At 38.2% G+C, this 12,601-nt stretch carries 15 protein-coding genes; 9 read left to right on the plus strand and 6 right to left on the minus strand.

Annotation, left to right across the window (positions count from 1 at the left end; translation table 11 throughout):
• Positions 1-3 precede the first annotated feature (3 nt).
• On the plus strand, positions 4-885 hold the full coding sequence (gene aguB / locus O1D97_RS17670) for an N-carbamoylputrescine amidase (RefSeq protein WP_269127494.1): 882 nt from the start codon (positions 4-6) through the stop codon (positions 883-885).
• A gap of 267 nt (positions 886-1,152) precedes the next feature.
• Entirely contained in the window at positions 1,153-2,040 is an 888-nt protein-coding gene (locus O1D97_RS17675) for a GNAT family N-acetyltransferase (protein ID WP_269127496.1), read from the plus strand.
• Between the two features lie 25 nt (positions 2,041-2,065).
• Here O1D97_RS17675 and O1D97_RS17680 read toward each other — a convergent pair whose 3' ends face one another.
• Positions 2,066-2,785 (minus strand): cupin domain-containing protein, encoded by a 720-nt coding sequence (locus tag O1D97_RS17680; protein ID WP_269127497.1) that lies wholly within the window; start codon positions 2,783-2,785, stop codon positions 2,066-2,068.
• 164 nt (positions 2,786-2,949) lie between these two features.
• On the opposite strand from O1D97_RS17680, the gene parC reads away from it, so the two are divergent.
• Positions 2,950-5,235, plus strand: coding sequence for a DNA topoisomerase IV subunit A (gene parC / locus O1D97_RS17685; RefSeq protein ID WP_269127498.1), 2,286 nt, complete (start codon positions 2,950-2,952; stop codon positions 5,233-5,235).
• 110 nt (positions 5,236-5,345) lie between these two features.
• Here the strand turns inward: parC and O1D97_RS17690 are convergent, their stop codons facing one another.
• The 4 genes from O1D97_RS17690 to O1D97_RS17705 form a co-directional block, all read right to left on the minus strand.
• Positions 5,346-5,984 carry a DsbA family oxidoreductase gene (locus O1D97_RS17690; RefSeq protein ID WP_269127499.1) on the minus strand — a complete coding sequence of 213 codons (639 nt, stop codon included), beginning with the start codon at positions 5,982-5,984 and terminating at the stop codon, positions 5,346-5,348.
• Positions 5,985-6,055: 71 nt separating this feature from the next.
• Entirely contained in the window at positions 6,056-6,739 is a 684-nt protein-coding gene (locus tag O1D97_RS17695; protein WP_269127500.1) for a DNA-3-methyladenine glycosylase I, read from the minus strand.
• Positions 6,740-6,801: 62 nt separating this feature from the next.
• Complete coding sequence (locus O1D97_RS17700; RefSeq protein WP_269127501.1) at positions 6,802-7,338, minus strand: alpha/beta fold hydrolase; 537 nt, start codon at positions 7,336-7,338, stop codon at positions 6,802-6,804.
• Complete coding sequence (locus tag O1D97_RS17705; RefSeq protein WP_269127503.1) at positions 7,275-7,637, minus strand: alpha/beta fold hydrolase; 363 nt, start codon at positions 7,635-7,637, stop codon at positions 7,275-7,277. Before O1D97_RS17705 ends, O1D97_RS17700 begins: the two co-directional genes overlap by 64 nt.
• A gap of 208 nt (positions 7,638-7,845) precedes the next feature.
• On the opposite strand from O1D97_RS17705, the gene O1D97_RS17710 reads away from it, so the two are divergent.
• Genes O1D97_RS17710 through O1D97_RS17730 form a run of 6 tightly spaced genes read left to right on the plus strand, consistent with a single transcriptional unit; the run spans position 7,846 to position 12,153 of the window.
• On the plus strand, positions 7,846-8,574 hold the full coding sequence (locus O1D97_RS17710; RefSeq protein ID WP_269127504.1) for a pyridoxine 5'-phosphate synthase: 729 nt from the start codon (positions 7,846-7,848) through the stop codon (positions 8,572-8,574).
• Between the two features lie 22 nt (positions 8,575-8,596).
• Entirely contained in the window at positions 8,597-9,169 is a 573-nt protein-coding gene (locus tag O1D97_RS17715; RefSeq protein WP_269127505.1) for a DTW domain-containing protein, read from the plus strand.
• Positions 9,170-9,212: 43 nt separating this feature from the next.
• The gene (locus tag O1D97_RS17720; protein ID WP_269127506.1) at positions 9,213-9,503 is read left to right on the plus strand and encodes a DUF1244 domain-containing protein; all 291 of its coding nucleotides are present in this window, start codon (positions 9,213-9,215) and stop codon (positions 9,501-9,503) included.
• 36 nt (positions 9,504-9,539) lie between these two features.
• Positions 9,540-9,704, plus strand: coding sequence for a hypothetical protein (locus O1D97_RS19700; protein ID WP_330221509.1), 165 nt, complete (start codon positions 9,540-9,542; stop codon positions 9,702-9,704).
• A 41-nt stretch (positions 9,705-9,745) separates the two neighbouring features.
• The gene (locus O1D97_RS17725) at positions 9,746-10,189 is read left to right on the plus strand and encodes a transglutaminase-like cysteine peptidase (RefSeq protein ID WP_330221510.1); all 444 of its coding nucleotides are present in this window, start codon (positions 9,746-9,748) and stop codon (positions 10,187-10,189) included.
• A gap of 14 nt (positions 10,190-10,203) precedes the next feature.
• Complete coding sequence (locus O1D97_RS17730) at positions 10,204-12,153, plus strand: bifunctional diguanylate cyclase/phosphodiesterase (RefSeq protein WP_269127507.1); 1,950 nt, start codon at positions 10,204-10,206, stop codon at positions 12,151-12,153.
• Positions 12,154-12,211: 58 nt separating this feature from the next.
• Here the strand turns inward: O1D97_RS17730 and O1D97_RS17735 are convergent, their stop codons facing one another.
• Positions 12,212-12,568, minus strand: a complete 357-nt coding sequence (locus O1D97_RS17735; protein ID WP_269127508.1) for a hypothetical protein — start codon at positions 12,566-12,568, stop codon at positions 12,212-12,214.
• Positions 12,569-12,601: the final 33 nt, after the last annotated feature.

Here is a 12,601-nt window from a genome sequence, read left to right on the forward strand (position 1 = left end):
AGAATGAACTCTCTTGTGAAAGTCGCCTGTATTCAGATGGCGGTTGGTGATAATAAAGCCAATAATATTACAAAGGCTGAAAGCAAAGTACGTGAAGCGGCGAACAATGGCGCTAATATTATTCTATTACAAGAACTCTTTGCTGGTTTTTATTTCTGTATCGATCAAAAGCCGGAGTTTTTTGATTGGGCAGAATCTTTAAAAGAAAGTGATGTTGTGGCGAGAATGTCTTTGCTTGCAAAAGAGTTATCTGTGGTTTTGCCTGTGAGCTTTTTCGAAAAAGACGGACAGTCATTTTACAATTCTTTAGTTGTCATTGATGCAGACGGAAGTGTGTTGGATCTGTATCGAAAAACTCATATACCAGATGGCCCTGGCTATCAGGAAAAGTACTATTTTACCCCTGGTAATACGGGGATAAAAGTATGGGATACGCAATTTGGTCGAATTGGTTGTGGTATCTGTTGGGATCAGTGGTTTCCTGAACTCGCACGTACATTAGCATTGAATGGTGCAGAGTTAATCTTCTACCCCACGGCAATTGGTTCAGAACCACCTTATCCGGATCTGGATAGTAAGGATCATTGGCAAAGAACAATGCAAGGTCATGCGGCGGCGAATATGACACCCGTGATTGCGTCTAATCGAGTAGGGAAAGAGTTCGGAGAAAACAGTTTTATTGAGTTTTATGGATCGTCTTTTATGACCAATGAAACAGGTGAGAAGATAGCTGAAGCGAATCGTACCGAAGAAACCATATTATATGCCTCTTATGATTTAAAGGCCATTCGCCATGAAAGACGTGCTTTTGGATTATTCAGAGACAGAAGACCAGAAAAATACAATGCCGTTGTTTCGGGCGCAGGTCAAACTTGGGATAAGTAATTATATGATAAAAAAAGCCCGCATAAGATGCGGGCTAATCATTTAAAATGAAATACTGCCAAAGGGGAAGGCAGTAGAAGTGTATATTGTTGACTTAACTTATCCCGTAAGTTGAAATAACCTCCTCAACAGAACGATAAAATAGGTATGCTCTGGAGAAATATGTAGAAATACACTTCATAGATAAAAAATCTATATCAATGTTACAACTATAAACTGTTTTAACACTACTTGGCTATTTTTTATTCAATTGCATGGAAAAATATTGTGTCTCTATATAATGAAAAACCTTCTCTACCTTATTATGCGGTTATATTTACCAGTAAACTCATTCAGTCAGATGTTATATATAAAGCTTTACTTGATAAAATGATTGATCTGGCTTCAATGCAAGAAGGTTTTTTAGGTGTTGAAACCTCATCTGATGAAATTCACATTTTAATTTCGTACTGGAAAGACCTAGCCAGTATTAAGTCATGGAAAGAGCATACTTTTCATGACCGTGTTCAAAAAATGAGCAAAGAGTTTTGGTTTGAATCTTATGATGTCAAAGTCGTTAAAGTAGAAAGAGAATACGGTTTTAGTAATTTAGACAGTGATATGTTAAAAACGAAGTTTCCAAAGATAGCAACCCCTCGCGGTGTTTTAATGCTTTTAGAAGATCGCCATGCGCCCTTATTGCATCAATATGTTAAGAGTAACAAAGCTTTTTTTGAGCCCTGGGAACCTATGAGGCACGAAAGTTATTACAGTCTGGAAACGGCGGTATTAAGGGTTAATGAAATGAGAAAAGACTTCATTCGAGATAAAGGCGTTGTGCTTTGTCTTTTAAACAAAGATGAAACTGAAATTTTAGCGTACAGTAATTATTCATCTGTTGTTCGCGGTGTGTTTCAAGCTTGCTACCTTGGATACAGTGTCAGTGAAAAATATCAAGGGCAGGGCTATATGAAAGAAGCTTTGACAGCCGGTATTAAGTATGTAAATGAAGAAATGAATATTGACCGAATTATGGCGAATTACATGCCTCATAATGAAAAAAGTGCAAGGGTATTGCATTCTTTAGGCTTTGAGAAAGAAGGTAAAGCGAGAAATTACTTGAAAATCGCAGGTAACTGGGAAGACCATATTATGACGGCATTAATTCTTAGATAAAGAGTAGGTATCTGTCTGGTTTATTTTAATGTTCTGTTTTATTGATAACTAACACTTTATCTCTATCTACTCTTGGTGAATAAATATTTAGAATTTGTACCGAATGTTCATTATTATTGATAATTTTGTGCTTACTATTAGGTGTAAAAATTAATCCGCTCTTTGCTTCTAATACATGCTCTTTTCCAGTTTGGATGATCTGTATTGTGTCGGTTAAACTAACAAGGAACTTTTGAGTGGATCGATGATATTGTAATGGTCCATGGCATTTTTTGGGTATAAGCTCAATTTCAATCTTTACCAGTGGATGGCTTGACAATATCCAGCGTGTATTGCTGGGTGGTGAATTAGACTTTTCAGCTGTGCCGGTAGATTGAACTTGCATGAACTCTGTAAACGTTAAAGCAGCGGTTGAGTTTTGAAAGGTAACAATTAAACATTCAAAACGATGGCTTATTGGCACCAATTTATTATTACTACCTGCTTTTAACCAGACCCCTTGATGTTTTTTTATAGAGCGTTCTTGGTCTCCATTTTGGATGAAGGCTTGGCCATCCAAGATGAATAAATAACAATCAGTAGTGTATCGGTAAAAGCGTTGCTGAACTTCATTTTGAAAGAAGTGCTCCTGATATATTTTCATGTTTTCACTGAAACATAGTAAGTTTTTCATACCATTTTTGCCGATTAAATTCATGGTTCGTGGTGATGACAGATTTAATGGCTTAGAATTTAAAAACGGCATAGGGCGGGTACGTCTTCATTTAATAGGTTAAGTGGTTATTGAATCATGTCGCATTAGACAAATTCAATAACATAATGTTTGATTTAAGTTTATATTAAAGTTGCAGGTTTCTAGCTGCATTCTTTATAGTATAGATACAACGAAAATTATAAAGGGATAAGTCCTTGTCTGAGTTGCTAAATTTTGAAGAAAACGAAACGCTTTCGTTACGCGATTATACCGAAAAAGCGTATTTAAATTATTCTATGTACGTTATTTTGGACAGAGCCTTGCCGCATATCGGAGATGGTTTAAAGCCTGTTCAGAGGCGTATCGTTTATGCTATGAGCGAATTAGGCTTAAAAGCCTCTGCGAAGTATAAAAAATCAGCGAGAACGGTGGGTGATGTGCTCGGTAAGTTCCACCCTCACGGCGACAGTGCCTGCTATGAGGCCATGGTATTAATGGCGCAACCCTTTTCCTATCGTTACCCATTAGTTGATGGGCAAGGAAACTGGGGGGCCCCGGATGATCCTAAATCGTTTGCGGCAATGCGTTATACTGAATCGCGTCTGTCTAAGTATGCGGATGTTCTATTAAGAGAGGTTGCTCAAGGAACGGTGGATTGGGTTCCAAACTTTGATGGAACACTGAATGAACCCTCTGTTTTACCGGCACGATTACCAAATTTGTTGCTTAACGGGACTACGGGTATTGCGGTAGGCATGGCAACGGATATCCCTCCTCATAACTTAAGAGAAGTGGGTGCGGCTTGTATACATTTATTGAATAATCCAAAATCTGAATTAGACGATTTACTGGAATTTGTGAAAGGACCTGATTTCCCAACCGGAGGGGAGTTAACCACGTCAAAAGCGGATTTAAGAAAGCTTTATGAAACGGGTAAAGGTCAGATTAAAGCGAGAGCGAGGTACTCTATAGAAGAAGGCGATATCGTTATCAATGAGTTGCCTCATCAAGTTTCTGGAAATAAAATTCTTGAACAAATAGCCGCTCAAATGCAATCTAAAAAACTACCAATGGTCGTAGATTTACGAGATGAATCAGATCATCAAAATCCAACTCGTTTGGTGATAGTGCCAAAATCAAATCGTGTAGATGTTGATGCTGTGATGACGCATTTGTTCGCTACAACTGATTTGGAGCGTTCCTACCGTGTTAATATGAATGTAATTGGACTGGATGGGTTGCCTCAGGTTAAAGGGTTAAAACCGTTTCTTGTTGAGTGGTTGCGCTTTCGAATCCATGTTGTTCGTAGGCGTTTACAATTCCGTTTAGACAAGGTTATTAATAGATTACATATTTTAGAAGGTCTATTAGTCGCCTTTTTAAATATTGATGAAGTTATCGAAATTATTCGCGCTGAAGATAAACCAAAACCAGTATTAATGGAACGTTTTGGTATAACCGATATTCAAGCAGAAGCTATTCTAGAGTTAAAACTTCGCCATCTAGCAAAGCTAGAAGAAATGCGTATTCGTGGTGAGCAAGATGAGCTTGAAAAGGAAAGGAAGCAGTTAGAAGGTTTATTGTCATCAGAATCTAAGCTTAAAAAATTGATCACTAAAGAAATTGAAGAAGCAATTGAACAACATGGTGACGATAGACGTACTCCAATTGTCGCTCGCAAAGAATCACAGGCATTTAGCGAAGAAGACCTGTTATCAAACGACCCTATTACCGTAGTCTTATCAAAGCAGGGGTGGATTAGAGCGGCTAAAGGCCATGATATTGATGTGGCTGGACTGAGTTACAAATCTGGTGATGAATATCTGTTATCAACAAAAGGGCGATCAAATCAAACTTTAGTGTTATTGGCGTCTAATGGCCGAACTTACTCTTTGAAAGCACATCAACTACCTTCTGCAAGAGGCCAAGGAGAACCTGTAACTGGACGTATAAGTTTAGACAAAGACGTTCAGATTGTTGCGGCTATGCTGGACGCGGATGATAGTTATTTTTTATTAGCAAGTGATGCTGGCTATGGTTTTATTGCTAGATTGGGTGATTTACATGCGAAGAATAAAGCAGGTAAAGCATCATTAACATTACCTGTAGGTGCTCATGTCGTGCCGCCAATTCCAGTGGCCTCCCCTGAAGAGAGTGATATTGCCGTAGTGTCTAATGAAGGTAGAATGCTGGTTTTTAAAGCCAGCTCATTACCGCAGATGTCGAAAGGTAAAGGCAATAAAATGTTGAGTATTCCTCCGGCTAGAGCCGCGTCTCGTGAAGAGTATTTACAAACGGTGACAAGTGTATTACCCGAAGATCTCTTGCTTGCTCATTCAGGCAAACGTTTCTTGTCTATGACGTCTAAAGATTTAGAAGAATACAGAGGAGAAAGGGGGCGAAGAGGGCTAAAACTCCCTAGAGGCTTCCAACGAGTTGATTCATTTGAAATTCGATTAGGTGAAGGTAAAAGTGCTCAAGCTAACTCTGATCTGTCTTAATAATGTTGAGTCGTTAGAGTAAGAGTAAATGAGGTGTCGTATTTTAGTGCATTACGACATCTCATTTTTGAATGAGCTTTTAGAAAAGAAGAGAGGTGTGCTTAGGCGTATTATTTATTTTTTGCAATGTCCGTCAGTACTTTAAAGAATGAATCTGGTGTATGGGCACCGTGGATGACAAATTTGTCATCAATCACATAGGTGGGAGCTGACAGTATCTCAACTTCTTTAAAACGTTGCATTTTCTTTTCTACAATGAGCTTGGACTTTTCAGTAAAAGCTTCTTCAATAGCGTCTTCTTTTAAACCAACTACTTTTGCGATATCTGTTAATACATCAACATCACCAATATTTTTGCCCTCAGTAAAATAAGCATGGTACAAAGCCAGGGCGAGTTGTGTACTAAGGTCTTCTTTATTGGCAATCATGATGAGCCTATGGGCCAAAAAGGTATTAGGTAAAACATCCTTGTCGGTAAAATTGAATTGGATACCTTCTTCAATACCTATTTGTTGTAGGGCATGGGTAGCTTCTGTAAGTTTTTCTAAGCTACCAAATTTCTTCTCAAGATAAGACTCTCTCTCGACACCGTTCGAAGCGATCTCTGGGTGTAATTCAAAAGGTTGCCATTTTATATCAAAGCGATAGTCTTCACCGAGCTGATCAATGGCCTGTTTTAAGCGATTATACCCAAGGTAACTCCAAGGGCAGACAAAGTCAGAAATAATGTCGATACGAAAATCGGCCATGAAATACTCCATTAACAGGGGGATTAGATTGTACTCTAATGTTTGGGTAGTTTATTGAAAATCAAGGTTAGTTAAGCATTAACGCTAAAAGCAATGCATTGGCTAATTTGACAATAGGGTAGGCCACTTTCTTCATGCCAATAATTAAAGGCGGTTTGCGCGGCGGCAAGTGCAGCTTGAGTGTCTCTCCCTGTAGTGATGATCTCTCTATTTCTTAAATAACCTTCTACGTCTTTGGTCAGTAAAAAAGTATCTTTTCCCATCACTCGTAATGAATAAGGACCGGTATTACCTCCTAAACGTTTGCCGTGTTTTTTTAGGTAGAGCCATAGATTGGTAATATCAGAGCTTGGCCAGTCCGCCACCAATTTAGCAAAAGAGCCATGAGTTTGTTGGGCATCATGCATCATTAAAGCATTATCTCTAATAGTTAGTACTTTTCCTAAATGGCGAATGATACGGGTGTCTTTGGCTTTCTCTTCCCACATTTCATCGGCAATTAGTGTCATTTTTTCAATATCAAAACCAAAGAAAACGTCCTCGAATCCTTCCCATTTATTTCTGACAACCTGCCAATTGATTCCTGACTGGAATATCTTTTGGGTCATGGCTGCTAACCAGCGATCATCACTTATATGATACAGGCTTTCAGTAGATAAAGGGGAAGATAAACTCTGTATTAAAAAGGCTTCGCCATTATGCCTTGCGGCAGCACGATTAAAAATATTTTCGAAAGGCTCATAGTTCTCTGTCATTATGACTTCTATCTCATCGGTTATTGTATAAATGAAATTGACTATTGTACAAAATCATCCAATTAATGAAACGATTGAATTGCTTTCTTGACGTCGTCAGCATGAGTGATATTGATTATATGACTGGCACCTTCTAACCAAATAACGTTAACATTTGGAAATAGGGACTCAGAAAATGAGGCATTTTTAGGTCTGACAAGATCATCTTCGGTACCTTGAAGTACCACAACCGGTAATGATAATTGGCTGAATTCATTTTGAAGTCGCTCCAATTCAGGCATTAATTCCAATACTTCTTGATTCGAGTTATACCAGAATTCAGGAACCCATTGCTTAGGTAGCATATCTAAAGCGTAATTAAACCAACGAGCTTCTGCTAACCTAGGCCCTATGTCGCCAGCAAGAATGATCACTCCGCTAATGTATTCTGGATAATCAACGGCGAGTTTTGGTACTAATGATCCCCCTAAGGAATGTCCAATAACAAGCGTTTTTTTCTGGGTTTTATTCCATATATCTTCAAGTATAGGGGCAATTAGACGAGATTGATCGGATAATGTCTTAGGGAATGGGCCATCTGGGTAGGAAGACTCCCCCACCCAGGCCTATCTAACGCATTGATATTGTATGCTTTCATTAATTCTGGGTCTTCAAAATAGCGAGAAAAAGAGCCCCAACTACCAGGTGTTCCATGAACAAATAATAAATTGGGTTTATCTACATTATGGTTACTGACGTAATGCAGTGAATATAAGGAAGGGGTCAATGTATGTTGAGACAGTAGGTTAGGGGTGGATTTAACGCGTTTGGTTGTTTCAGAGTTGTTATCCAGTTCTTGTTTTTGATTGGAACATGCCATTAATGTGAGAGAAAAAACAGAAATCAGCCACAGTTTCATAATTATATTCATCTATATCATGATGTATGAGTGACTTAGAATAGCGGCACTTAGAAAAAGTTCAATAATTCAGTTAAATAAGATAAATTACTTCAGAAATAGTGTTTTTATAATGAAAAGACGAGATTAAAAAGTAACTTATCAGAAAGAGCTTAAAATTCTGTAAAGGATTACTTTATACTAATGGAAATTTTTTTGAGAGTGATTTATGACGCATTTGAGTGTAAACCTGAATAAAATCGGTTTGTTACGTAATTCTCGTGGTAGAGATTACCCTAATATGGTGGTGATGGCTGAACGTGTTTTAGCGCTTGGTGCATTCGGTGTAACCATACACCCAAGACCGGATCAACGTCATGCTACTTATCAAGATGCTTATGACCTTAAGAGTTTGATTTCTCGTTATCCTGGTCGAGAGTTGAATATAGAAGGCTTTCCCGATGAAAATTTTTTGAAAGTCGTTTTAGAAGTGGTTCCAGATCAATGTACCTTGGTCCCAGATGACCCAAATCAACTTACATCTGACCACGGTTGGAATTTAGGAAGAGATCAGGATGTTCTTAGGCCTATAATTGCTAGACTTAAAGATAAAGGTATTCGTGTGGTTTTGTTTATGGACCCTGATTCGGAAAGCATGCAAATGGCTAAAAATATTGGAGCCGATCGTGTCGAGCTTTACACAGAAGCTTATGCAAATGCGTTTTCAACTGAGTTAGAAAACGCCTGTTTAGCTCAATATCAAGAGGCGGCCCAAGCTGCGAAAAACGCTGGCTTAGAGGTAAATGCTGGCCACGATCTTGATTTAGAAAATGTAGGCAAATTTTGTGAAAATGGATTAATTACAGAGGTGTCTATAGGGCATGCATTAACCGCTGAGTCTTTAGATCTAGGTTGGGATAATGTAGTTAAAAAGTATTTAAGTATATTAACTCAATAACTTCGATACAGTCGTATCTCTAATGCCAAGACCAGTATGTACATGTTGTGAATACTTAAAGCAGAATTGTGTGTGTGACTTAATCCCTAATGTTCATACTAACCTTAGGATAATTGTGTTCCAAAATGCAAAAGAGGCGCTTCATCCAAAAAATTCTGTTAGGTTATTAAAACTAGCATTCTCAAGAGTTGAGGTAGTGGTAGTGACGTCTGAAGTCGATGTTGTCACCAAACTTCGCCAACTGGATTTAAGTAAATGGTGCCTTATTTATCCATGCGATCATTCAATGCCATTGGAAACCATGTCAGAAAATGAGCGCGAAACCTTAGAAGGTTTTATTTTAATCGATGCAACCTGGCGTAAAGCGTTTGCTATGTATCACACTAGTGAGGTGTTTGGTCGTATTTCGACGAAACACTTTTTATCGCCACCGAATGGGAACTATGTGATTCGAAAAACATCCAAAGAAAAAGCGCTCTCCACTTTTGAGGCCTGTGTCTATACTTTGGAATGTCTTGAGCTATCCGATTTGTCTTCGATGAGACGCTTTTTTTGCAAGCGCAGACATTGCAATGGCGAAAAATGCCTTCAGTAAGCCAAATGTTGAGTTAATTCTTAAACTGTAAATGAGAAAATGTATGACAGATAAACAAAATGAAATCGAAGCGGCGGTATTACAACGATTGTTAAAGCATTTGGATGAACATAAAGAAGTTCAAAATATTGAGTTAATGAATCTCGCTGATTTTTGCCGTAACTGTTTAAGTAAATGGTACATGGCTGAGTGTAATGATCGAGGGGTCGATATGGATTATGACAAAGCAAGAGAATTTGTTTATGGTGAACCCTATGGTGATTGGAAAGATAAGTACCAAAAGAAGGCCACTCCTGAGCAACTTGCTGAATTTGAAAAAAAGAATGGAAAATAACCACGATGTCCGTACTGCATAGATCGTAGTGTTGAGATGAGTATTAGAAAGTCATTTCTGATGATTCTATGTGCCTTAGTGTTTATGGCAGGGTCCCTTATTGCAGACAGTTCAGATAAATACCTAGAACTCGCCAAAAAAGTAGCTCGTAAATACGGCGTTGATGCAGAAAAAGAATTATTACATGGAGAAGTACTCTAGACGAGGTTCGAGACGGTACTGATCTTGAAAAGCTAGTTGCAGTGAATGACTTTTTTAATCAGATGGATTTTGTTGACGATATTATCCATTGGGGCAAAGAAGATTATTGGGCTACGCCAATTGAGTTTCTTGGGACTCGTGGAGGGGATTGTGAAGACTTTACTATCGCCAAGTATTTTTCATTACGTGAACTCGGTGTTCCCGACGAAAAGTTACGTTTAGTGTATGTTAAGGCATTAACGTTAGACCAGCATCATATGGTTTTAGCCTATTATCATAAACCTACGGCAATACCAGTATTGTTAGATAACCTTGATAAAACCTTGAAGCCTGCAAACAAAAGAAGAGATCTATTACCTATTTACTCTTTTAACGCAAAGAACTTATGGTTATCGAAAGAAAAAGGTCGAGGTGTGTTGGTTGGTGGCTCGTCAAGATTAAGTTTGTGGACAGATTTAAATAGTCGTCTAACGACATTTAATTAAACCTGGAGAAAAAAATGACGCTTTTTAAGCAGTTGATGATTACGATTATAGCTATATTCTCTTTGATGCTAATAGTTGTAATGGGCATTAACTTTAATACCACAAAAGTATATTTAGTGAACCAATTAGAATTAACAACTCAGGATTCTGCAACGTCTCTTAGTATGTCTATTTCTGATTTTATGGGCGAACAGGACTATGTTTCTGTTGATAGTAATGTCCAAGCTGTATTTGACAGTGGTTACTTCTCTGCAGTGAAAGTACATATTTATGAAACGGATACTTATATTAAGCGGGTTAATTCGAATCAGGTTGTCGGAGTGCCTGAATGGTTTCTTAACTTAGTTGAGTTCGATGAGCCTGTTGCAAGTGCCGTAATTTCCAATGGTTGGAATGAGCTAGGGCAAGTCTATGTGACAGGTAGTGCTGGTTATGGATATTATCAACTTTGGTTAGCCACTCGAGATTTGGTTATATCGTTTGTAATTATAGGATCTTTATCTTTACTCATTGGCACTGTTGCTTTACGTCAATTGTTTAAACCATTGGCGGCTGTTGAAGCTCAAGCCGAAGCGATTCAACAAAGAAACTTTGTCAAAATGGACTATGTCCCAAAAACCCGAGAGTTACGTTCTGTTGTACTTTCGATGAATCGGATGGCAGAAAAATTAGAGAAGGAATTTGCAGCGGAAGCTGAAACCGCTCAATGGTTGCAAGCAAAGGCTTTTAAAGACCCTGTAAGTGGTCTTGGTAATCGTAATTTTTATGAAAGCCAAGCGACGGCTCACTTTGTTGAATCTGATAGAACAATGGATGGATTGATTTTGATTAGTCTGTTTGACCTAGCAAAGCTAAATAATGAGCGAGGGTATGAGGCCGCTGATACATTTATTAAGCAGGCAGCAGAAATTTTAACTGAGCACGTTAAGTGGAGTATTTCATCGACAATTGTTGCTCGTATGTCTGGTGCTGATTTTGTTATTCTAATGTCTCATATAGATTTAGAGCGTTTAGAAACTACTGTGGCAAACATCATGGAGTCGTTAAAAGAATTAGTTGCTATAAGAGTACCTTATTCGGAATCAGTGGCCAATATTGGCGCTGTTCTCCTAGATTCAACCGCGGATAAATCTAAAGCCATGGCAGAAGCCGATGCGGCTCTGCGGGCAGCGAAAGCGATAGGCTCAAATGGAGTTAAAGTCTTTGATATTGATACTGGGCAACATATGGCTATTGGGCGTATAGAGTGGAAGAAAATGCTCGATTTTGCAATAGAACATAAATCTTTTAGGCTTAGAAAGCAGAGAGTGACAGAGTTATCTAATCAAGAGCATATTCTGCAAAAGGAAGTGTTTGCAAGTCTTGAATACCAAGGCCAGCAATATCATGCTGGGTATTTTATTGGATTAGCTGAGCAGTTTGATCTAGGAGATAAAGTAGATCAGGTCATCATTAATATGGTTATTGATTACGTTGCATTGCATCGACCACAAGTTCCATTAGTAATAAATTTATCTGCTTCTGCGTACATTAAGCCTGCATTTGTCTCTTGGCTCGACAGTCGATTGAAAGAGCTGAGCAAAGAAATCAAAGAAAAAATGTCATTTGAAGTTTCAGAACAAAGCGTTCTGTCGACCGAGGATCATGCTTTTCTATTAGTGCAAGTAATTAAGAAGCACAATGTAACCTTTGGTATTGATAATGTAGGCAAGCAGTTTTCCGCATTTCAATATCTACAAAAACTCATGCCTGACTATGTCAAAGTGGATCCTTCCTATACAAAACTGGCCGTTGGTAAACAATCCGAATCTTTCTTTATGCACACACTGTGTAAAATGTTTAATAGCCTTAACATACAGGTCATTGCTACTGGTGTAGAGAGCAGTAAACAGTTGGAGATTCTACAACGATTTGATATTTATGGCGCTCAAGGCTTTATTCTAGGCCGAGCAGAAGATATGTAAATGATTGCTGGTTGAGGCTTTTGCTACCTAGATAAAGTGCTTGTAGCAAGAGACTCAATTAAATAAGAGAGTCATTGTCTTCTGGGAAGTGTTCATCTATCAGGTTATCATCATTAGATACATGCAAGCCACGAACCCATTTTCGACTAAGGATTTTTTTCTGTGCCGCTATTGGAAGTTCAGTAAATTGAAGGAGGCGCTTTTCAGTTAATAAGTCGATTAAATCTTCAAGAATCCTCATCATATCTGAATCTGAATTCGATAACATTCCTTGTGCCTGAGTATTACTAATTTTATCTTCTAAAATTTGAGTGACATTGGGGTCGTTTGGTGCAACTAATTTTCGGTATTCATCACTTTGTTCTGTAGAAACGTCAATGATGACACCATGCTCATCTATTTTTGCGTATAACATGACTAATTCCTTGATATAAATGCAATAATCAAT

The sequence above is a fragment of the Marinomonas phaeophyticola genome (assembly GCF_026966905.1).
Classification (GTDB): domain Bacteria; phylum Pseudomonadota; class Gammaproteobacteria; order Pseudomonadales; family Marinomonadaceae; genus Marinomonas; species Marinomonas phaeophyticola.